Source organism: Aquimarina macrocephali (assembly GCF_051627225.1).
GTDB lineage: Bacteria > Bacteroidota > Bacteroidia > Flavobacteriales > Flavobacteriaceae > Aquimarina > Aquimarina macrocephali.
Genome location: NZ_CP151795.1, coordinates 1,242,496 through 1,264,936, shown reverse-complemented (window position 1 = coordinate 1,264,936; position 22,441 = coordinate 1,242,496). Strand labels below are relative to the sequence as shown.

The window sequence follows — 22,441 nt, the reverse complement described above, 5'->3', positions numbered from 1 at the left end:
AAAAAGAGCATGAAAAATATTTTCCTACTATTGTTAGCCTTTATTTTTTGTACGTGTTCTGGGCAAGGACCTAAGATAAATGGAGTTAGTTTTGTAGGTTCTCCAGAGGAGATTACGGCTGCAGAGATTGATCCTGTTGTAGAAGTCAATGCCAATTGGGCTGCAGTGATGCCTTTTGGATTTATAAAAAACTTAGAAACACCCACTGTAGTTTTTAATATCGAAAGGCAATGGTGGGGAGAGCGAAGAGATGGAGCCAAAAAAACGATTGAATTACTGCATGATAGAGAAATTAAGGTGATGTTAAAACCTCAAATTTGGGTGTGGAGAGGAGAGTTTACAGGTAATATCAGTATGAAATCTGAAGAAGACTGGAAAACACTCGAAAAATCATACGAAGATTTTATACTACTCTATGCGGTATTGGCAGAAGAGATGCAAGTTCCTATACTTTGTATCGGTACAGAGTTACATACGTTCGTTCAGAAAAGATCCGAGTTTTGGAATCATTTGATTACCAAAATACGATCGGTATATAAAGGAAAATTAACTTATGCAGAAAACTGGGATCAGTTTGATAAAGCACCTTTTTGGGATCAATTGGATTATATAGGTGTAGATGCTTATTTTCCAATTTCTCATAGTAAAACACCAACAGTAGAGGAGTTTAAGGAAGGATGGCAAAAACATAAAAGTAATATTATCACATTACAAACCAAAATGAAGAAACCTGTTTTATTTACAGAATATGGCTATCGAAGTCTTCATTTTACAGGAAAAGAGCCTTGGGATTCTAGTCGTATTGATGGTAAAGTTGATCTCGAAGGACAAAATAATGCATTGACCGCTTTGTATCAGGAATTTTGGAATGAACCTTGGTTTGCAGGAGGATTTCTTTGGAAATGGTACCATAATCACAATAAAGTTGGAGGAGAGCGTAATAATCGATTTACGATACAAAACAAACCTTCAGAACAACTAATAAAAGAGTTTTACTCAACAAACAAATGAATCTTTCCCGAATTGTTTTCATCATATTTTTTACCACTTGTTTCGCCTTTGGGCAAAACAAAGTGGTTTCCGAAATTCGTATACAAGGAAATAATAAGACTAAGACTTCGGCTATCACAAGACTCACCAATATTGAGCAAGGAAAGGCCCTGGATTCTTTACAGATCGAAGAGGATATTAAGAGATTAAAGAGATTACCTTCTATAGCACATGCCTACTACCAGGTTAATGAAAAAGAAGAAGGCTATGAGGTGATTTATGGGATAGAAGAAAATTTTACGATCATCCCTTCTGCCAATCTCTATACGACTAATAATGATGAATTTGCTTTTAGAGTGGGATTGTATGAGTTTAATTTGTTTGGCCAAAATATAACCCTGGGAGGATTGTATCAAAATGATATTTACAGCTCTTATGGAGCAAATCTAAGGGCACCGTTTTTGTTTAGTAAGAAATTAGGGGTGGCCTTTAATTATAGTAATCTTACTACCGAAGAACCTGTGTTTCTAGAAAATGGTACAGCAGATTATAAGTATAACAATACCTCGTATGAAGTATTAGGGTTATATCAATTTAATCTTCAGAATCGTATTGAGTTGGGAGTGAATTATTTTAATGAAGATTATACATATAAACGCGGTGCTACTGAAGCAGGAATACCACAAGATTTTGATGTTAATAAGCTATTATATAAGCTAATATATGAATACGATGATTTGGATTATGATTACCAATATGTGTCGGGATTTAAAAGCACATTAAATTTACAATATGTGGTGAGTACCGAAAACGTCTTACCCGATTTTCTTATTGGGTGGAATGATTTTTTATACCATAAAAGAGTAGGTAAAAAAGGAAATTGGTCTTCCAGGCTACGATTAGGGTTAGCGAGCAATGATGATTCTCCATTTGCACCGTTTGCAGTAGATAATAATCTTAATATTAGAGGTGTTGGGAACACTATTGATCGAGGAACAGGAGTGATTGTTCTTAATACCGAATATAGACATACTTTGTATGAGAAAAATTGGTTTGTGCTGCAAAGCAATGTTTTTGTAGATGGAGGAAGTTGGCGTAATCCCGGAGGAGATTTTGGAGATTTTGGAGAGTCTCAAAATTTCAGAATATATCCAGGCGTAGGTTTACGTTTTATGCATAAACGAATTTTTAATGCCATTTTTAGAATTGATTATGGGCATGGGGTTACAGACGATGCTACTAAAGGATTTGTATTTGGGATTGGGCAATATTTTTAATGATCTGGTTTTATTCAATATAGCAAAGGGCTTGACTTTAAATAAACCAAACCCTATTACTTAGTGGGATTAGTAGTTACTAAAAATCATTTAAGCATTGATGCACTAATGGAGATCCCATACAACAACCATTGAATAATGAACCACCACTACAAAAGGTGCATATTTCGGGAGGATATGTAGGGCAATTTCCTGCTCGACCCCCATTAACAGATTGTTGCTCATCTTTGCTTAATCTTTGAGCACCATTTAAATTCAGAATGTTTTTTAACATAATTAAGGTTTTAAAAATATAATTTTCCTGAACAATTAGAGACATTCAGGTTTATGTCTATTCTTGCAAGAATTTTTTTGATATTATTATAGGCTGAAGTTTTATTTTGTTGGTTTTTAAAAGAATTTTTTTTCTTCAAAATCGCCTTTTTGCACCCATACGCACCCATACGCACCCATACGCACCCATACGCACCTATTCGTTAAAAAGAAGTTAATTAATTACCGAACGTTTGGTAAAAAACTATATGTTTATATATTTGTATTCGTATTAGAAGTAAAATATCAAGTTTAGACAAGATCAATTACTGGAAAGAGTAAACATCAAAACAGAATTATTATGGAACAGAAATTCCCACTACCTCCGTTTTCAGAAGAAACAGCAAAACAAAAAGTACAAATGGCAGAAGATGCCTGGAATACAAAAGACCCAGAAAAAGTTAGCCTGGCCTACACTATAGATAGCGAGTGGAGAAACAGAGATCATTTTCTGAAAGGAAGAGATAAAATCGTTGCGTTTCTTACCCAAAAATGGGAAAAAGAACTCACCTATAAATTAAAGAAAGAGTACTGGGCACATACAGATAATCGCATAGCGGTAAGATTCGAATATGAATATGAGAATGAAACAGGAGATTGGTATAGAGCATACGGAAATGAAATGTGGGAATTTGACGTAAATGGTTTAATGAAAAAGAGATATGCAAGTATCAATGATATTGCTATAACCGAAGGAGAGAGAAAGTATATTTAGAAATTATCTCAGCAAGAAACAAAACTTATCTCAGCGGGTTACCTAAACGAACATAGAACTCGTTAAAATACAACAGAAAAGAAAAGATAGTAATCGTACTATTTTTTTATATAATAAAATTACCGAACGTTCGGTAATTAAATTGAATTACTAACATTACACTTTTAGAATCATGAGAACAATAAAAATCACATTAGGAATTGCAGTACTTGCAATGATTACACTAACAATGTATTCTTTTACGAAGAATTTAGAAACAGGTAATAAGGATACTAAGTCACGACATACATCAACACTATATAAAACTGTTGAAGTAAATGGATTGGATATATTTTACAGAGAAGCAGGGGCAAAAAATAAGCCTACCATTCTATTGTTGCATGGGTACCCCACATCATCCCATATGTTTAGAAATCTGATTGTAGACCTGGCAGATGATTATCATATTTTGGCACCGGATTACCCTGGATACGGAAGATCAGAACAGCCATTGCTATCAGAATTTGACTATACTTTTGATAATATGGCTACTATTGTTGAAGGTTTTTTGGCCACACTAGAAGTGAAGAGGTTTAGTTTATACCTTATGGATTATGGTGCTCCTGTAGGGTTTAGGGTTGCTTCTAAATACCCTAATCGAATAGAATCATTAATTGTTCAAAACGGTAATGCTTATAATGAAGGTATTAGAGAGTTTTGGGATCCTCTTAAAACATATTGGAATGACCCATCGGTTAAAAATGGTAAAGCTTTAGAGGGTTTTCATAAGCTAGAAGGATTAAAGTGGCAATATACCCATGGTGTTCAGGAGGTTAATAAAATTAGTCCGGACAATTGGGAAATTGATTTGCAGCATTTAACACGAAAAGAAAATAATGAGATTCAATTAGCTATGTTTTATGATTACAGAACTAATATTCCGTTATACCCTAAATGGCAAAAATACTTACGAGATTATCAACCGCCCACATTAATTGTTTGGGGTAAAAATGATCATATTTTTCCGGCCGAAGGCGCATATCCTTATAAGAGAGATTTAAAGAATATAGATTTTCATTTATTAGATACTGGACATTTTGCATTAGAAGAAAAAGGAGATGAAATCGCAGGTTACATTCTTAAATTTTTAAAGAAAAATAACATTAAATAGAGCGTTTAAATCAATAAATAATACGAAACGACTTTTATATTAATCTATATAGAAGTCGTTTTTTTCTATGGTATGAAACGCCATTCAATCTTGATCCTGGTATTTGGAATACGCAACCTTTTTTCATGCCTGTAATCTACTAAGTATAAAAATATATGCAGATGAGATCTTTTTATGGTATTTTAATTTCCTTTACCTTTTTGTTTTTGTCATGCAATAGTGATGATGATACTATTACTGAAAATACGATTAAATCTTTAGTTTTCGGAAAATATTCTGGAGAGTGTCTTGAAAATTGTTTTAATGTATTTGAAATTGATACAGAAAAAATAGCAAAAGACAATACTGTAAATTACTATTCCAATGACTTTACATTTAAAAGCTCATTTGTGTATTCTAAAGAAGTATTTGAAAAATATAATTCATTGTTATCAGGCATTCCTGATGAATTAAAAAATGGAACTGGCAAGGTATATGGGTGTCCAGATTGCGTAGATCAGGGAGCGTTTTATTTTAGAATACTAATGTCTGATGGAAAAGTAAAGAAATATAATATTGATGTGGATACTACAGAAGACCAAAGTACAGAAATCGTAGTATTTAAAAATAAGATTACTAATACTATTGAAGAACTAAGGCTTATAAATTAACAACCTTTTCTTTATAGTAGCGATATAAATCTTCAGAAGAAGCTCCCATCCATTTTCGCATATGAATATTTAAAAAATGATATTGTAAACGCCATACACCAATCTCTTCATAACGTCTGGCAGAAGTAATCACATGTTTGGGGATGATTACAAACTGGTTTATAGCAAAAAGGCGATCTACCAAATCATTATCTTCATAAACAATAAAAGACTCATCATAACCATCAATTTGCCGAAATAGAGCCAAGGTTATAAATTGACTCTGATCACCACCTCGACATCGTTTACTTTTAAATTGTGTTAACCATCCAAGAAATTGCAACCACCAATGATTAGAATCAAATTTCATTCTGAAACATCCTGCATTATTTCCTTTCTTAACCTCTGCTATAATATCGGTATCAAAACCTTGAGGAGGAAAAGAATCCGCATGAAGAAAGTACAGAATATCACCTTTTGCAGTATTACCGCCTGTATTTAGTTGTTTGGCTCGACCTTTTTTTGATGAAAGAAGCTTAATCAAAATTGATTCGTTCTCTACTATGGTATTTACAATATCTTGAGAACCGTCGACACTACCGCCATCTACAATGATAATTTCTTTTATATTTTCTTTAGTATCACAAGATCTAATTAAGTGAGAAATCAGACGGCTAATTGTTTCTGCCTCATTTAATATGGGGATAATAATGGATATTTTCAATTTTACTAAGAATTCGATTATACTGTAAATTTACTCATTTAAGCTCCATTCATATTCTTTATTTACCTTTTGTTTTCTAATCTAGTACAACTGCTGCAGGATAATCTTTTGATTGCTCATTTAGTTTCCAATCGTATTCTTTATATCCTTTTTTTGATTGTTTGTCAATTTTTATTGCAGCGTATCTGTTAATAAAATCCTTAACATCACCACCATTTACTTTAAAATCCCTTTTGTACCAGGTAAATATTTTCGAAACTATTACTTTATCTTTTGTAATTGTATTTCGGGTAGGGTCATTAATAAACTTTTCAGTTTGACTATCCAGAGCGGTATTAAGGTTATCAGCAGTATATGCTCTGTTCCATACCACGGGACAAGAAATCGATGCACAGTTGATTGCAAAGTGAATTCTTGGGTCACCAAATTTCCTTAGAATTTTGTGTTCTAACTCACCTAAACTATACCATACTCCATCAATTTTGAAGAATTTTTTCCCCCAGGGATCTTCAAGATCTTTAATGCTTTTTAAGGGATAACTGTCTATAACAAGCTTTATAGTATAAGCATTATAAGCGTTGATCCAATACGCCAATTTCTCTTCTCTTGTCCAATTTTCTTGAGGCGGATTATCAGAAAGTTGTTTAAAATATCGGTATAATTGAGAGCTGTCTCTCATAAATCCGTTATAATCTACTTTTCCATCATCAGATACATTTAGTAGTAATGCTTGATCCCAAATGATATGATCAAAACTGTTTTGTGACTGAATCTGATTTATTGATAATATGGCAAATAGCACTAATATAATTTTTGGAGCTTTCATTTTTTTAGGTTTTAGATGGTTATTATTTAGTTTTTATTAACTCTTCTTTTAAAATCTATGGTTTTAGTAGAGAATCAGGAAATGAACTTACAGTTAAAATTTAGTTTTAGTTGATTTTTGGGTTAATAATCAGGTATGCGAGGTATAGAGTAAATAGGAAGTTTATGATAGAGAAAATGATTCTAACTATTTGATTGTAAGTTGTTAATGTTGAGGATGATTTTCTGGGTTAATAAAAATTTCTGCTAGTAGCAGACATGTTTTTTTTAGGTAAATTTTAACTTTTTAAAAAGCCATAATCAACTACTTATTTTCTTAAAATTTTGTATTAGAATAAAAAGCCAGACAAGAAATGAGTGAAATTCTATACTATTTTACTATTCGTTTAAACTCCAATTGTATTTTTTGAAGCTCTTTTTTGCGTTAGTATTAATAGTAATTTTGGAGTATTTATTTAAAAAATGAATTAAAGAACCTTCAGTTTTAAAATCTTTTGCAAACCAGGTAAATATTTTAGAAAGTTGAACACTATTAGAAGTTATTGTATTTTGTTTAGTATCATTGATAAAGTCAATAGTTAATTTTTCTAACTCCCGATCTACATTTTGAGCTGTGAACGCTTTGTTTAATAACCGAGGGCAAGAAATAGAAGCACAATTGATACCAAAATGAATCCTGGGATTCCCCATTTTTCGTAAAATTCTATGTTCTACATCATTAAGAGTATACCATTTGTTTCCTAGTTTAAAAAAACGCAAATCCCATGGATTCTTAATGTCTTTGATACTTTTTAAAGGATAATTATCGAGGATTAATTTTATGGTAAATGCATTATATACATTCATCCAATATGCCAATGTATCAGATTTACTCCAGCTTTTTGTTGGGATATTTTTACGTAATGCTGCCAGATAAGATTTAAGTGCCAAATGGTCTTGTTTAAAACCGATATAATTCACAATACCATTAGCAGAGACATGTTTCTGTAGCAAATCATTCCATGGTTGATGATTAAATGCTTTGACGATATTGACTTTTGGATCTTCCTTTATTGTAGTTGTTTCTTTTTGTTGTTGTGCAGCCTCCTCAACTTCTTCTTCTTCTTCTTCTTCTTCTTCGGGTTCTACTTTTTCAATCGCTGTATCTGGTGCTTTTTCTTCTACTGGAACAATGATTTTAGGAGAATTTATTTTTTCTTCGGCTGTTGTGTGCTCACCGGGAGTAGTATTTTGAATGGCTTTTTTACTTCCGCCGCAGGCAACAAAAAAACAAATTAAGACGATAAAAAATAGGTTCTTCATTAAATAATCACTTTTTAATTTAACTAAGATACATTTCCTGCTGGATAATACTCTGAGTAGGATGAAGATTCTTTGAAAAACTAAATGTGATATACTTTTTGGTGTTTTTTAATTTTGAAATTCGTCAATTCGAGTGCTTCGACTTTAGGGGAAGAAGCACTTAAACTGACACTTTTTACCTTAACGCTACCAAATATAGAACCATAGATTATCAATCTGTATGAATCTCTAAGGGGTCTACCAAATTATCTGTAGTGTCATCATTAGGATTTGTTCTAACATAGAATCCATAATCGGCTTCTACACCATGTACATTTGGAATCTCCATAATACCTTTCTTTAATAATCTACCCAATTCTTCTGGATGAAGTCGATATCCACTAGCTAGGTTAATCATTCCTACCGAAGAACCATGGGCCCCTTCTATTTCGAATACATCGTGTTCTACATTGGCTATTTCATCACGATTGAGTCCTGAAAAAGCAAGAATACTATGTGTGTAGTGACCATTAAGAACCCAGGAATCTTGTCCAAAGTCCATAAAAGGGACTTCATCTTCTCCAGAAAGCCCTCCGACGTTACCAATCATATCCTGTAATGCTTCACCGACCTCTTCTCTAAAAGCTCCTCTTACAAGATCAGGCGCTTCGTCTGCCTCACTGATTTTTGGAGCAATCAAAGTAGCATCAAGTATCCAGCCAATAGGTCCTAAAACGAATAAAAATGCTCTCAACAGTTTGATATACCACGGGATATCTACATCAACATCAATTCCACTGGTAAATACATTTACAAATCCATCATGCCAGCGAATAGAGCCTTTTACATTGTAGAATTTTCTAAAAAACAAGAGTAAAACCCCATCCCATTCTATAGTTGCTCCCGATTTTTCGGCCTCACCACTTATCTGAATTCCCAAATCATGCATACTCATTTGCATAGCATTTATAGTGGCTCCCTCGATACTTTCTCCTACTTTTTCTTGTGCTTTTTTTGCTAACACAGTGTCCATAGCATCTCTGGATATAATAATTTGGATCCCGGTATTTTCTGGAACAATGGAATGATTTTCTGGCATTTGAGCAGATTCTCCAGGTAATGCCAATGTGGCGATTAATGCAGGAGTGGTATCCAACATCGTACTGTTGTTTACTTGCGGGTTTTGTGGCTGTCCCGGCGGAAACCCAACCTGTACATGTTCTATTTGTGAGACAGCTCCCAGATAAAAATCAGTATTCCAGGTGGATCTGTTAGGGATTTCATCTTCTTCAAAGACAGAACCTTCTATTCCTCCTATCAACGAATTATAAATAGGAATATCCATATTTTTCAAGATATCATCGATCAAACCTGTGGCAAATGTACCTACAAGTCCGCCGATATCTTCTGGTGTAGCTTCTTCTACCTCTTCAACAGATAAAGCAGCAACCGGTGATGAACCAGAAACACCTCGTACAAAAGGACTAAGTTTCATCCAAATATCAAATGGAGAAGCATCAGAATCTCCATTTTTAAACTCACCGGTAATGTGTAAACCTAGCCTGGCATTATTAGTGGCAGGTTCTCTGACCTCTACGGTTGGTTCATTGATTTGAATTTGAATATCTCCAAATTCAAATGATGAAGGAATAACTTCTGTAGCATATAAATGAGTAACAATTCCCTTAATAATATCTACGTTGATACCGACCGCAATTTTTACTTCTCCTAAGTCCATACTCGTTTTTTTTGTTGTTAATACTGGAACTTAAAATAAAGTATTATATAAATAGTGATCAAGGGGTTAAAGACTGATGTTTAGTGGGTTAATAAACTGTTTGTGATTTTGTTGTATAATTAATTCCTTTAAAAAATAAAGTTTAAAATGTAATGTCTAGTCTATAATACTGCTGTATAGACTATTCATAAAGACTGGCTAATGCCTGGGTGAATAGAGTGACTTCTTCGATAGTCCCTGTACTTATTCTACACCAATCAAAGAAAGGAGGAAACGGTCGACCTATTAAAACTCCTTTTTCTAACATTTCTTTATGTAATGTGCGTATATCTTTTCCAGACTTGAAGAAGATAAAGTTGGTATGCGATTTTACATAGGGGAGTTTAAAAGTATCCAGGGTTTTATAAATCATATCTTTTGCTTCCCGGGTTTTTTGTAGACTAAAGTTATAAAACTCCTTATCATTCAATGCTTCTTTAGCTGCGGCGATAGCAGGAACATTACTATAGGCCACCATATTTCTTCGAAGTTTTTCTGCTAAAGCTGGTTTTGCAATAAGATAACCAATACGAAGACCCGCCATACCATATACTTTTGAAAATGTTCTGGATACGATAACATCTTTTTCTTGTTTTACGAGTTCGACCATCGAAGGGTAATCAGGATCTTCGATATAGTCATAGTAAGCTTCGTCACTAAATAAAATAGTTTTATTACTAATAGCATCACAAAAATCTATTAGCTTTTTTGAAGGGAGAACAGTAGAAGTTGGATTGTTGGGGTTACAAAGAAAAACTAGTTTTGTTTTTGAAGAAATTCGTTTTTCGATCTCAGCCATATCATATCCTTTATCGTCACCTACAGGTACCCAATTTACCTCTGCACCCCATTGCTTGGCATATGTCATCATAGCCAGAAAAGTAGGTTTCCCCGCAATAATCTCTCCTCCATTCGAAGCAAAAGTAAGCCCTGTGATTTTTAACCCTTCTGTAGAACCACCGCAGATAATAATATGATCCTTGGTTACTCTTTCTTTTTGAGCTAAAATTGTGGCTAGTTCATCGGCATATGCATATGGATATCGACAGCTATGATCAAAAGCAGCTATAATGGCTTTTCTTACCTTTTCTGAAGGACCATAAGGATTCTCATTAGAACTTAATCGTATACGTTTTGATAGTGGTCTGGGATTGAATTTATTGATTTCTTCTAATGTTAGAGCATTAGTGATACCTAAACCTCCTAATAATGCAAAACTCCCTCCCAACGAAGTAGATTTTAACCATTGTCTTCTATCCATGATATTTTATCTTTAAAATGATTTGCTTTCTAAAGATAACAATTTATTGATTTTAAAGCTCTTATGGGTTTAAGAATTGTGATTTAGAAATGTAGGATATGGATTTAATTAAACTTCGTAAGTTTTGAAATTTGACTATACTATATGTTGAAGTAACTTAAATAATAATCCGCTAGCAATAGCTGCTATCGGAAGCGTGAGTACCCATGATAATAATATTTTAGAAATCATCTTAGGGTTTGCTTTTTTGGTTACGGTGCCAATCCCAAATATAGAACCAACAGATACATGTGTTGTAGAAACAGGTAAACCATGAATACTTGCTGTAGTTACTAATAGACCAGTAATCATATTAGCAGTAAACCCTTGTCCAGAATTCATAGGAGTGATTTTTTTACTCATAATAACACCAACTTTTTTGGCATTTATAAGCCCTCCTAATGCCATGGTTATAGCAACAGCAATCATTCCCCACTTAATATCCATAGAATTAATGATTAATAGTAACCCTACAATTTTAGGAGTATCATTAAGTCCTCGTGCAAAACTAACAATCCCGGCGCTTAGATAATGTAAACTGTCTAATATTTTCTGTGAATTAATACCTAATAATTTCCCGTTGTAGGTTTCTACTTTGGTGTGGCGGATAGAAGTTGTAATCTTGGTTTCTGTAGCAACTGTGTTCATATGATGTGCAGAAACTGTTATCGCTTCTGCTTCTTGCTTTTTATCAATATAGATCCCACTGTTTTTTGTGATATTAAGTTTTTTCCTGATATATCTAAAAATGATATACAATAATAAACTTAATACAGCAGCCATTAATGGACTTACAATAAGAGGAACTAAAAACGTTTTCCCAAGTTTTGCAAAATTAAACTCGGTACCAATGGCCATTACTCCGGCGCCAAAAAGAGCACCTACAAGGCTATGAGTTGTTGATATAGGCATTCCTATTTTTGTGGCAATAAATACAGTAAAAGCAGCTCCAAGAGCAATGGAGATAGCAAAAATTGGCATTTGGATTAATTCATTAGGAACCAGTCCTTTTCCAGAAAAGTTTTTTACCAATTCTTCTGCCAAAAAGATAGCAGCAACAGAACCTGAGAATGTTGTTATTGTAGCCCAATTTATTGCTTTTTTGTAATTAGTAGTTCCGCTTCCGAAGAGTGTGGCAACGCCTTTAAAATTATCATTTGCACCATTACTATAAGCCAAGAAACAAGAAGCAATAAAAAGAAGAATCAATATCATCAGTATCCAGTTAAGAATTAGTTGTCCATAATCCGACGTATTGTATTGTATTACCTTACAGCATCTATGAAAGAAAACAAAAAAAGAAGCCGAAGGCAAATACTTGTCTTCGACTTCTCAGGTTATAGTTAATTAGCCCTCGCTTTTAACAGCATCCACCTCCATCATAATGGTAGGTAGATTCGCTAATAAATATATCATCTCTGTTTAAATCAGCTATAGCACCAGCGGTCTTATCACATATAGCTATTGGTTGATTCTTAAGTAATACGTGACCTTTTTTATCATCAAAATAGTCTTCATCGCCATAGTATATTGCTGCTTTTCCTGTAAATATACAGGGGCCATCTTCTGGCATTGGATCTTTGATTGCAGCTACTTCTATAGATTCTATGTAGATCAATTCATCAGTATCATAATGTTTTGGATCCAAAATTCTATAAGGTTTACGTGCTCTTATTTCTATAGTACCAAAACCTACATCGGTTAACGCTTTTACATATTCTGCAATAGGTAAACTTCCGCTTAAGCATAAAGCTCTTAATCGCTCATCGTTACGTAATGTATCATTCATCGGTTGCTCGCAAGTTGGATCACTCATAACCAATCTTCCATGTGGTTTTAATACACGATACATTTCTTCGATTGCTTTTCGAAGATCATCTGCTTTAAAAATATTAAACAAACAATTTTGTGCGGCAACATCAATACTATTATCTTCTACAGGAAGATTAAGAGCATCTCCATATCTTAGATCAACAAACTCACTTTTAAACCAGTCATTTTGAGCTTCAGCTTCTTCAAAATTCTTACGAGAAGCCTCCAACATTTCATTAACAACATCAATCCCTATAACACCACCTTTTTGACGAGAAAAATATGAGAATTGTAATAATTCCATTCCACCTCCAACACCTACATATAAGGTTTTTGGAGAATTAGTTAGGTCACGTGCATTTACCGTACTACCACAGCCATAATTCATTTCCTGCATAATTTTAGGAATCTTAAGCCCGGGTAGTTCCCAGATTGGGTTAGTAGTACAGCATAAACCTATATCTGGAGTTAATGCTGCTTCTTTATACACATCGTGAGTGGTATTTAAGTAGCTCATATATTAATTTTTGTCTTTCCAATTAAGAAGGAAATATAAGTTATTTTGGGTTATAATCAGTTTTGTCGAAAAGCGAGGAAAAAACTTTCACTACTACTTACAATGATTTTATTAATTCTTTAAATAATAGTATCATTTCTGGCTCTGCTTTTCCTGCCATTGCAATAATTTCATCGATATTTATCGGTTTTAAATTATCGGGATCACATTCGTCAGTAAGAACAGAAACAGCTGCTACAGATAGATCCAGATGATTCGCTACAATCACTTCGGGAACAGTACTCATTCCTACTGCATCGGCACCGATAATTTTAAGATAACGATACTCTGCACGAGTCTCGAGTTGAGGACCTACTACAGACGCATATACTCCTTTATGAAGATTGATATTATTGTCTTTGGCGATAGATTCAAGTTTTGCACTTATATCTGCATCATAAGGAGCACTCATATCTGTAAAACGACTTCCTAACTGTTCTACACCTTTAAAAGCCAGAGGTGAGCTTCCTTGTAAGTTAATATGATCATCGATAAGCATTAATTCTCCTTTTTTGAAATTGAGATTAACAGCTCCAGAGGCATTAGAAACTAATAAAGTTTTGATCCCTAGTTTGTGCATGATACGTACCGGGTAGGTAACATCCTGAAGCGAATATCCTTCGTAAAGATGAAAACGCCCTTGCATGACTATTACATTTTTACCTTCTAGTTTTCCATAAATTAATTTTCCTTTATGAAATTCTACAGTAGCTGTTGGGAAATTTGGAATATGATTATAACTTACTTCTTTAATGATATCTATTTCATTAATTAATTGTCCTAATCCAGTTCCTAGTATGATTCCTATTTCAGGATTTTCAAAGCCTTTTTTCTGAAGGAATTCTGTGGTTTCTTCGATGTATTTGATCATATTGTTTTGTTAGCTTATAATACCAATTTAACTTTCTAATTACGCATTAAATAGTTTATTTTCCTCAATTTTTTTGTTAAAATATTTTACCATAACTAAGGCTATGCAAAAATATTTTGCCTTAATCTTGAAAAAAATAATTCAATTTAATTATACGTCATCAAAAAATTAAATTGGTAGAAATTTTTGAAAAACAGCAATGTCTTTAATATCTTCATAATAATCAATATCATTGCGTTCTTCCAATAATTTTAGGTTTTCTTTTTGAATATTGTTTAGTGTATCCTTAAGAACGGTTTCTGTTCCCCAGGTTTTATTTTTAAAAACTTGTGAATTTAAGGATTTCATTCCAAATAAATAGTATCCTCCATCTTCTGCAGGGCCAATTACATACTCATGAGATGTCAAAGCCAGAAATGCATTTTCTATATCTTTTTGGGTTAAATCGTACATATCACTTCCGATAATGATAATGTTTTGATATCCATTAGCAAAACCTGCTGCAAAAGCATACTCCATTCGCTGCCCCAAATCATCTCCAATCTGTTGCTTTTTGGTGTAAATATCTGGTTTCCAGGAGTCGTTATCTCTTATTTGTACAGAATAATGAACTTCTTTATGAACTTCTAGATTTTTAGTGATTTCAACTGTATGTTGTAGTAGGAATTTATAAATATCCAAAGCTGGCTGATCTCCAATAGTGGCTGCCAGTCTGGTTTTACATTTACCCAATTCTGGATTTCGGGTAAAGATTAGAAGTAGATTTTTTTCTTTCAATTCAAGGAGTTTTTTTTTCTTTATGTAACCATTTACTCCATTCTTCAGAATAGGTATGGACTTCATCTGTTAATTCTTCTTTAGAATTTAGAATAGGGAGGCCTTTATTTTTCCATTCAAAAATACCACCATACAAATTATAAACATTAATATATCCAGCATTTTTTAGCTGTTCCGAGATATCTTCTGATCGAATGCCAATACTGCAATAAACGACTATATGAGAATCTTTAGGGATATGTTGTTGTGTAATAGATTCTATTTTGAAATAATCATACCCAACATGAATTGCTTCTTTTAAATGACTTATCTGATATTCTTTTTTCTCTCTTGCATCGAATACTAGTACTGTATCCTGAATGGTTTTTAATGTTGAAACCGAAATATAAGGAATACTTTCGTTATTGTATTGACGTAGCAATTCATCTAATGAATTCTGAGCACTAGCTATAATTGAAAAAAATAATGATATTGAAAGTATAAAAATCTTCATTTAGAATCTCAAGAAATATTAAGCTACTGTTCCCTGGCAACTACTTCCTGCTCCTGCCGTACATCCATAACAATGTTGCGAAATGATAATATTTCTGTCCTGAAGTAATTCTTCGTTATATTCACTTATATGTTTTACTTTACTTGCTACTTTGAGATCTAGCATCTGATTAAAATCACAATCATATAACCACCCATCCCAACTTACAGAGATGGTATTAGTACACATTATATTTGCTACCGCATCAGGATTATATGCTTCTACCAGAGCATACATATAATCTTCATAATTTTCTGAAGCGATTAGGTAATCCAAAAACCTACTGATAGGTAAGTTGGTAATGGCAAAAAGATTATGGAATTGGATATTGAAATCTTCTAACAACGCCTTTTTAAAATCTTTCTCCATTGATCCTTGGTCTCCTGGTAAAAATGCTCCCGAAGGATTGTATACCAAATCTAACCTTAAGCTACTGCCAGGCATACCATACCCTCTGTCATTAAGCTCCTGAAGAGCTTTTATAGACTTATCAAAAACACCATTGCCACGTTGCTTATCTGTTTTTCCTCTGGTCCAGTGAGGCATAGAAGAGACTACATGTACGTTATGTTTTTTGAAAAAATCAGGAAGGTCATAGTATTTTTTATTTGCTCTAATAATAGTAAGATTACTACGTACAATAAAATCTTTGATTCCTGCTTTACTTGCTTCTTCTACAAACCATCTAAAGTTAGGATTCATTTCTGGGGCTCCTCCTGTTAGGTCCAAGGTATGCGCACCAGTTTTTTTAATAACATCCAGGCATTGCTGCATGGTTTCTCTGGTCATAATTTCTTTACGATCGGGGCCCGCATCTACATGACAATGCTCACAAACCTGATTGCACATATACCCCACATTAATCTGTAAAACTTCAAGCGTATTAGGGCGCAAAGTAGTATGACCAATTTCTGATATTTTATCGGCAAATCTGGGGAGTTCACCACTAGCAAAAATTCCATTATTCAAGATTTCTAATTGCCTGTTGGCATTTGCTAACTGATCATTGCGCTTATGTAAAGATTGTTTTGTTTTAGCTTCTGACATCTTCCGTTCTTGGGTTATATTTCTTTTGGGACTAATCTAATTTGATTTCATTTAGTTTAAAACAAGCCAGGATAAGTGGCTTATAAATTTTTGTTCCTGGTAAGACCAAATCTATTTACATAGAAAGCTTATCATATTTGTTCATCATCTGTACTCCATGAACCAAAGTGGCACCACTTTCTATAGCAGCACCAGCATGTACCGCCTCCATCATCTCTTCTTTTGTAATCCCTCGTTGTAGCCCGTCTTTAGTATAAGCATCGATACAGTAAGGGCATTTCACAACATGAGAAACAGCAAGTGCAATTAATGATTTTTCTCGGGCACTTAGTGCTCCTTCTTCAAAAACCTTACCGTAGTAATCAAAGAATTTGGTACCTAATTCTTCACTCCATTCAGTGATTTTTCCAAATTTTCTTAAGTCGGCAGGGTCATAATATGTTTTTGACATATGGGATTGTTTTTTTTTGAGTTACAGACATGTAATGTTATGTCGTTAATGGTATAGATATACTTACATTAGAAATTATTTATTTCTTTAAAAAGTATGTGAATTCTTAAAGATATGTAAGATAAAAAACCCTAATTAATAAATGAACTATTTTTTTGGCAAAAATATAGGAATTACACTACAAACTAATTACGATATTAATATTACGTTAAGAAAAAAGCTTAATTTAGGCGTTGAAGTTCGACAGTTCTTCTTTTAATACTATGAAGCCAAAATTGAAGCTATGAGGAAAAAAGTAACCCTAAAACAACTTGCCAGAGAATTAAACCTTTCTATTTCTACAGTTTCAAAATCGTTAAAAAACGACTCAGAGATCAGTCAAAAGACAATTACTCGAGTACATGAACTTGCTGACTTTTATAATTATAAACCAAATGCACTGGCAGTAAGTTTAAAAAGTAATAAGACCAAAACTATTGGAGTGATATTACCCGAAATTCTCAATCATTTTTTTGCAAAAGTCCTTTACGGAATTGAACAGGAAGCTTCAGAAAATGGATATAAAATTGTGACTTGCATTACAAATGAATCTTATAAAAAAGAAGTAGAATATGTAGAGATGTTAAACTATAGTAGTGTCGATGGTTTTATAGTATCACTAAGTCATGAAACACAAGTTCTCAATGAATTCGAACATTTTAAAGAACTAAAAAGGGATAATGTACCCTTAGTAATGTTTGATAGAGTGACAGAAGAGATCGAATGTGATAAAGTGATTGTTGATGATAAACAGGCTTCAAAAACAGCGGCGAAATATCTTATTGATACTGGTTGTAAAAAGATAGCCGTAATTACAACAATTGGCGGCCTTAGCGTAGCTAAGTTACGTTTAGAAGGGGCAAAAGAAGCTGTAGGTGCCAATGATGAAGTATCCCTAATAGAATTGGTAGTGAAGGATTCTAATACTAATGAATATGAAATAGAGAAATTCCTTAAAAATAATGATATTGATGCGGTTCTTGGATTAGATGAAACAGCTGCTGCGATCACCATAAATATGTCACATAAATTAGGATATAAAATTCCTGAAGATATTTCGGTTATTGGATTTACCGATGGTTTGTTATCTAAATATTCGTACCCAAAACTTACTACCGTTTCTCAACATGCCGAGGATTTAGGAGTAAAAGCTGCTCAGATTTTAGTAAGCCAACTAGATGATTTTGTTGAAAATTATAAGACAAATACCGAGATTGTCAAAACATCCTTAATATTAAGAGATTCTACCTATTAAAATACAAGCCGAGGTAAACATCTAAATAATTATAGTGAATAAAGATAAGGGTACTACAAAAGAAGAAAATCCGATTAGGTTTTCGGTTTTGGATCGTGATGCACAGTTACAAAGTGCAAAAAACGAAACTTATGATCTTGTTGTGATCGGAGGAGGAGTTACTGGAGCAGGAACTGTTCTAGATGCTGCTTCTAGAGGTTTAAAGGTGTGTCTGGTAGAGAAAAATGATTTTGCCTCTGGTACCAGTAATAAATCTACTAAACTTATTCATGGAGGACTTAGATATCTAAAACAAATGGAAATAGGCCTGGTTAAAGAATCAGGAAGTGAACGGGCAACAGTACATAAATTAGCCCCACATTTGGTAATGCCAGAAAAAATGCTGCTTCCTATTATCGAAGGGGGCACGTATGGTAAGTTTATGGCATCCATAGGATTAAAAATCTATGATTTTTTGGCTAATGTAGAAGGTGATGATAAACGAAAAATGCTTAGCGCACAAGAAACATTAAATAAAGAACCTTTACTTAGTAAAGAAGGACTTACAGGAGGAGGGTATTACGCAGAATATAGGACAGATGATGCAAGACTTACTATAGAGTTACTAAAAAAAGCAGCTTCTTTTGGTGCTAATAGTATCAATTATTGTGAAATGACTTCTTTTAATTATGATGAAGAAGGTAAGATTAGAAGTCTAAAATGCATAGATCATAATACGAAGAAAAGTTTTTCAATTCGATCCGGGAATTATGTTTCGGCAGCAGGGCCTTGGGTAGATTTGCTGCGAGAAAAAGATCACTCGATGAGTAGTAAGCATTTGCATTTAACCAAAGGTGTACATCTTGTTTTCTCAAGAGAGCGGTTTCCTCTTACACAATCTATTTACTTTGATGTCTCAGACGGAAGGATGATTTTTGCTATTCCCAGAGGAAGAGCAACTTATGTAGGAACTACAGATACAAATTATAATGCGAATCTTAATCGGGTAGTTGCTACAAAAGAAGATGCGGGATATTTGCTGAAAGCTGTAAATCATATGTTTCCCGGTTTAAAACTTACCAAGGATGATATTGAGTCGAATTGGGCAGGAATACGACCTTTGATTCATGAGGATGGTAAAGACCCATCAGAATTATCTAGAAAAGACGAAATCTTTGTGTCAAAAACAGGATTGATTTCTATAGCAGGAGGAAAACTTACCGGATATCGTAAAATGGCACAACGCGTAATCGATACCGTACTTAAAACCATGAGTGATAAAACGAGCAGTAAGTTTTCCGAATCACATACCCAGAAAATACCGCTAACCAGTACACCTCTTAAAGATACCGAAGAAGTACATGCATACCAGCATAAGATTACTAAACAACTCAAAGCTTTAAAAATAGAGGATCCCTATTATGGTTGGTACCTTACTTCGACTTATGGTAAACAAGCAGATATCATTATTGGTAAAGTAAATTATTTTCTTAATGATGAGGTAGCAGAACGATTGATACGGGCAGAGCTATGGTATTGTGTGCATTACGAAATGACTAATAGCTTAGCAGATTTCTTTGTGAGAAGAACAGGAAGACTCTATTTTGATATTAATAGCGTTCATAGATATAGAATATTGATTCAGGAAGATCTTATCAAATACCTAAATTGGGATAAAACTCGTCTTGAAACAGAAAACATATATCTGGACTTACTGCTTCAAGATGCTGTTACATACTATGAAAAAGAATTTGAATAAAATGGGTTAAAACCTGCCAACCACTCCAATTTGTCTGGCACCTATTCGTAAATTCCATCGGATTTTGTGTTTTTTAGAGCCAAAAGCATAACGTTTATCCTTCTTTAGATAATTATCAACACTGTCAACAATAAATACACTCATTACTAACCCAAGTGTTACGTCGGTCAACCAATGTGCACCATCCCACAATCGCGAAACTGGAGTGATCAGGCCTAGAGCATAAATTCCACCCTTCACAAATAAGTTATCAAATTGTTTAGCAAATGCATGTGCTGTAGTAAACGCCAAAATTGCATGCCCAGAGGGAAAGGAGTGATGTCCAGCTTCATTAGACCAAAAACGGAAACTTAAGTTCCCTTTGCCTTCTAGTGGTCGTGCACGACCCACAGCAGTTTTACCTAATGTTTGAAGAAGTCCTCCTGCAGTTGCAGATGCAATAAGAAGAACGCCAGTTCGTCTGATTTTTTCATTTTTTGTAATAAGCCCTAAAGTATAAACGCTAGTTGTTAAACCATAGTTTAATAGAGGTTTTCCAAATCTAAAACCAGCTTCTTTTATAAGATCAGGAACCCCATCTCCTTGTTTTGTGAATACCTTATCGGCAGGCTCTTCTACTGCCAAAAGAATAGCATTCCCGGCGATAACTCCACCAAAGGTTAGCCAGTCTTTTTCTTTCCACCTTAATGGACTTGTATAAACATGTTTTACACCACCATAAACAGACACACCATCATGCTTTATCATTTGCCAGGTGGTCATTTTATGTTGAGTGTCTAGTGTATCACTAACATTTTGAGAATCTTGCACATCGTGAGAATCCTGAGAATGAATTGTGAAAGTAGAAACGAGTAAAATGCAGATTAGCAGTATTTTAGTGTGCGTCATAGTAGAAATTTGCTATGCAAAAATAGTAACTTATTCATAATAAATCATATGACCAGAGCTATTTAAACAAAAAAAGAGTTGTGATGCAAGGATAAAAAATTAAATTTTTTGCAGATACATTTTTTGAAATTGAGAAGGAGACATACCGCTTTTTTGTTTAAATAATTTTGAAAAATGAGAATAATCATCATATCCTAAATCCCAGGCGATCTCTGTTAAATTATTTTCAGAATATAAAATTTGTCTTTTAGCTTCCAGAATAACTCTTTCTAAAATAAGATCTGTTGTCGTTTTTCCGACGGTCTCTTTACATATTCGATTTAGATGCTTTACACTTATATTCATAGTTTCTGCATATACAATAGCAGATTTTTGCCTCTTATACTTTTCTTCAATCAATTGCTCAAACTTATGTAGTTTCATCGTAAGGTTTTTAGAGTTTATCAGATCTTCAAAATTATCTTTTAGAACAAGACGTGATAATTCTATATAAATTAGATCAATAAGATTAACCAGTTTCTGTTTTTTTAATAATGCGTTAGATCGAGATTCATTTAAAATAGAAACAAAAAGAGGCTCAATCAGTGCCTGTGTGTTTTTATCCAGATAGATACAGGGAGAGTTTTGATTTGAGAAAAAAAACGGAAATATAGAGAGATTTTTATTCTGGCATATTGCTTCGTAAAATTCTTTAGAATGAAAAATAATATACCCCTTGCCTTTTGTAGTAAATTTCCAAAAATGTGTCTGACCAGGCCTTAAAAGAAAAACACTACCGGGTTTAATTTGATAGGATTCAAAATCAATTTCGTGAACCCCTGTTCCTTCAATAAACAAAACAGAAAGATAGAAATTATGCTTGTGTGGATGTGATATTATATCTCGATTATTTAATAAATGAGTTGTAAAGTCATTTGCATAAAAATTTTCAATGCTTCCGGTATCGTGAAATTGTGTAATATCTAAAATAGGAAGATTCGTCATATATCAATAATGTCTTAATTATACAAATAAAAGTGTAAATAATAAAATATACAAATGCTAAAATATCTATATTTTGCAGTAAAAATAGTAGTTTTATGAAAACTGTGGTAAATATCTTAAAGGGAAAATGTTCAAAGTGTGAAGAAGGAGATATTTTTATTAAAAAAAGAGGGGTGTTTGCATTGCAATTGCCTAAAATGAATGAGAAATGTCCACATTGTAATCATAAATTTTTGATTGAACCAGGTTACTTTTATGGGGCAATGTATGTGAGTTATGGTCTAACTGTGGCTGAAGGGATTGTAATTTATTTGTTAAGTAGTTTTTTTATAGTAAAACCAATTCACTTCTTTATTATTTTATCTATCAGCGCCGTATTATTGAGTACTACAAACTATAAATATGCCAGAATATTTTGGATATATTTGTTTACTAAAAAAGAAAAAAAAGAATCAGAATTTACTAATTCATTTATTCGAGAAGGTACAAAAGAAACAGAATTACCATAACT

23 protein-coding genes are annotated in these 22,441 nt (G+C 33.4%); 8 read left to right on the top strand and 15 right to left on the bottom strand.

The genetic code is table 11. The annotated features are described in order from the left end of the window. Nucleotides 1-9: 9 nt before the first annotated feature. Together AAFU52_RS05620 and AAFU52_RS05615 are read left to right on the top strand one after the other, a co-directional pair. Complete coding sequence (locus AAFU52_RS05620) at nucleotides 10-1,011, top strand: glycoside hydrolase family 113 (RefSeq protein ID WP_438425811.1); 1,002 nt, start codon at nucleotides 10-12, stop codon at nucleotides 1,009-1,011. After that, on the top strand, nucleotides 1,008-2,267 hold the full coding sequence (locus AAFU52_RS05615; RefSeq protein WP_438425810.1) for a POTRA domain-containing protein: 1,260 nt from the start codon (nucleotides 1,008-1,010) through the stop codon (nucleotides 2,265-2,267). The genes AAFU52_RS05620 and AAFU52_RS05615 overlap by 4 nt, the downstream gene beginning before the upstream one ends. 79 nt (nucleotides 2,268-2,346) lie before the next feature. On the opposite strand, the gene AAFU52_RS05610 is transcribed toward AAFU52_RS05615, so the two are convergent. Beyond that, complete coding sequence (locus AAFU52_RS05610) at nucleotides 2,347-2,541, bottom strand: hypothetical protein (protein ID WP_438425809.1); 195 nt, start codon at nucleotides 2,539-2,541, stop codon at nucleotides 2,347-2,349. A gap of 339 nt (nucleotides 2,542-2,880) precedes the next feature. Between AAFU52_RS05610 and AAFU52_RS05605 the strand changes: the two genes are divergently transcribed. The 3 genes from AAFU52_RS05605 (at nucleotide 2,881) to AAFU52_RS05595 (ending at nucleotide 5,094) form a co-directional block, all read left to right on the top strand. Continuing rightward, on the top strand, nucleotides 2,881-3,294 hold the full coding sequence (locus AAFU52_RS05605; RefSeq protein WP_024771671.1) for a nuclear transport factor 2 family protein: 414 nt from the start codon (nucleotides 2,881-2,883) through the stop codon (nucleotides 3,292-3,294). Between the two features lie 172 nt (nucleotides 3,295-3,466). Then, complete coding sequence (locus AAFU52_RS05600; RefSeq protein WP_438425808.1) at nucleotides 3,467-4,444, top strand: alpha/beta fold hydrolase; 978 nt, start codon at nucleotides 3,467-3,469, stop codon at nucleotides 4,442-4,444. A 161-nt stretch (nucleotides 4,445-4,605) separates the two neighbouring features. Then, on the top strand, nucleotides 4,606-5,094 hold the full coding sequence (locus tag AAFU52_RS05595) for a hypothetical protein (RefSeq protein WP_152538612.1): 489 nt from the start codon (nucleotides 4,606-4,608) through the stop codon (nucleotides 5,092-5,094). Here the strand turns inward: AAFU52_RS05595 and AAFU52_RS05590 are convergent. The 12 genes from AAFU52_RS05590 to AAFU52_RS05535 all read right to left on the bottom strand — a co-directional run bounded on the left by AAFU52_RS05590 (nucleotide 5,084) and on the right by AAFU52_RS05535 (nucleotide 17,026). Beyond that, on the bottom strand, nucleotides 5,084-5,797 hold the full coding sequence (locus tag AAFU52_RS05590; RefSeq protein ID WP_035092733.1) for a TIGR04283 family arsenosugar biosynthesis glycosyltransferase: 714 nt from the start codon (nucleotides 5,795-5,797) through the stop codon (nucleotides 5,084-5,086). The genes AAFU52_RS05595 and AAFU52_RS05590 overlap by 11 nt on opposite strands. Nucleotides 5,798-5,873: 76 nt before the next feature. After that, nucleotides 5,874-6,623 carry a DUF547 domain-containing protein gene (locus AAFU52_RS05585; RefSeq protein ID WP_024771675.1) on the bottom strand — a complete coding sequence of 250 codons (750 nt, stop codon included), beginning with the start codon at nucleotides 6,621-6,623 and terminating at the stop codon, nucleotides 5,874-5,876. A gap of 377 nt (nucleotides 6,624-7,000) precedes the next feature. Then, on the bottom strand, nucleotides 7,001-7,924 hold the full coding sequence (locus tag AAFU52_RS05580) for a DUF547 domain-containing protein (protein WP_438425807.1): 924 nt from the start codon (nucleotides 7,922-7,924) through the stop codon (nucleotides 7,001-7,003). Nucleotides 7,925-8,135: 211 nt separating this feature from the next. Then, nucleotides 8,136-9,641 carry a hypothetical protein gene (locus AAFU52_RS05575; RefSeq protein ID WP_024771677.1) on the bottom strand — a complete coding sequence of 502 codons (1,506 nt, stop codon included), beginning with the start codon at nucleotides 9,639-9,641 and terminating at the stop codon, nucleotides 8,136-8,138. A gap of 181 nt (nucleotides 9,642-9,822) precedes the next feature. Continuing rightward, on the bottom strand, nucleotides 9,823-10,941 hold the full coding sequence (locus AAFU52_RS05570; RefSeq protein ID WP_438425806.1) for a pyridoxal phosphate-dependent aminotransferase: 1,119 nt from the start codon (nucleotides 10,939-10,941) through the stop codon (nucleotides 9,823-9,825). A 135-nt stretch (nucleotides 10,942-11,076) separates the two neighbouring features. Further along, entirely contained in the window at nucleotides 11,077-12,195 is a 1,119-nt protein-coding gene (locus AAFU52_RS05565) for an inorganic phosphate transporter (protein WP_438425805.1), read from the bottom strand. Nucleotides 12,196-12,340: 145 nt separating this feature from the next. Next, nucleotides 12,341-13,309, bottom strand: a complete 969-nt coding sequence (gene arsM / locus AAFU52_RS05560) for an arsenosugar biosynthesis arsenite methyltransferase ArsM (RefSeq protein WP_438425804.1) — start codon at nucleotides 13,307-13,309, stop codon at nucleotides 12,341-12,343. A gap of 97 nt (nucleotides 13,310-13,406) precedes the next feature. Beyond that, nucleotides 13,407-14,219 (bottom strand): purine-nucleoside phosphorylase, encoded by an 813-nt coding sequence (locus tag AAFU52_RS05555; RefSeq protein ID WP_024771681.1) that lies wholly within the window; start codon nucleotides 14,217-14,219, stop codon nucleotides 13,407-13,409. Between the two features lie 168 nt (nucleotides 14,220-14,387). Then, complete coding sequence (locus tag AAFU52_RS05550; protein WP_438425803.1) at nucleotides 14,388-14,996, bottom strand: TIGR04282 family arsenosugar biosynthesis glycosyltransferase; 609 nt, start codon at nucleotides 14,994-14,996, stop codon at nucleotides 14,388-14,390. Between the two features lies 1 nt (nucleotide 14,997). Further along, nucleotides 14,998-15,489: a rhodanese-like domain-containing protein gene (locus AAFU52_RS05545; RefSeq protein WP_438425802.1), complete on the bottom strand. Its 492-nt coding sequence runs from the start codon at nucleotides 15,487-15,489 to the stop codon at nucleotides 14,998-15,000. An 18-nt stretch (nucleotides 15,490-15,507) separates the two neighbouring features. Further along, nucleotides 15,508-16,575, bottom strand: a complete 1,068-nt coding sequence (gene arsS, locus AAFU52_RS05540; RefSeq protein WP_024771684.1) for an arsenosugar biosynthesis radical SAM (seleno)protein ArsS — start codon at nucleotides 16,573-16,575, stop codon at nucleotides 15,508-15,510. 115 nt (nucleotides 16,576-16,690) lie between these two features. After that, entirely contained in the window at nucleotides 16,691-17,026 is a 336-nt protein-coding gene (locus AAFU52_RS05535) for an arsenosugar biosynthesis-associated peroxidase-like protein (RefSeq protein WP_024771685.1), read from the bottom strand. Between the two features lie 283 nt (nucleotides 17,027-17,309). On the opposite strand from AAFU52_RS05535, the gene AAFU52_RS05530 reads away from it, so the two are divergent. Both AAFU52_RS05530 and AAFU52_RS05525 read left to right on the top strand, forming a co-directional pair. Continuing rightward, nucleotides 17,310-18,320, top strand: a complete 1,011-nt coding sequence (locus tag AAFU52_RS05530; RefSeq protein ID WP_024771686.1) for a LacI family DNA-binding transcriptional regulator — start codon at nucleotides 17,310-17,312, stop codon at nucleotides 18,318-18,320. 34 nt (nucleotides 18,321-18,354) lie between these two features. Next, nucleotides 18,355-20,058 carry a glycerol-3-phosphate dehydrogenase/oxidase gene (locus AAFU52_RS05525; RefSeq protein WP_438425801.1) on the top strand — a complete coding sequence of 568 codons (1,704 nt, stop codon included), beginning with the start codon at nucleotides 18,355-18,357 and terminating at the stop codon, nucleotides 20,056-20,058. A gap of 6 nt (nucleotides 20,059-20,064) precedes the next feature. Here AAFU52_RS05525 and AAFU52_RS05520 read toward each other — a convergent pair whose 3' ends face one another. Then, a complete protein-coding gene (locus AAFU52_RS05520) occupies nucleotides 20,065-20,946 on the bottom strand; it encodes a phosphatase PAP2 family protein (protein ID WP_438425800.1) in 882 nt (293 codons plus the stop codon). A 99-nt stretch (nucleotides 20,947-21,045) separates the two neighbouring features. Further along, complete coding sequence (locus tag AAFU52_RS05515) at nucleotides 21,046-21,930, bottom strand: AraC family transcriptional regulator (RefSeq protein WP_438425799.1); 885 nt, start codon at nucleotides 21,928-21,930, stop codon at nucleotides 21,046-21,048. Between the two features lie 95 nt (nucleotides 21,931-22,025). On the opposite strand from AAFU52_RS05515, the gene AAFU52_RS05510 reads away from it, so the two are divergent. Next, complete coding sequence (locus tag AAFU52_RS05510; RefSeq protein WP_024771690.1) at nucleotides 22,026-22,439, top strand: hypothetical protein; 414 nt, start codon at nucleotides 22,026-22,028, stop codon at nucleotides 22,437-22,439. Nucleotides 22,440-22,441: the final 2 nt, after the last annotated feature.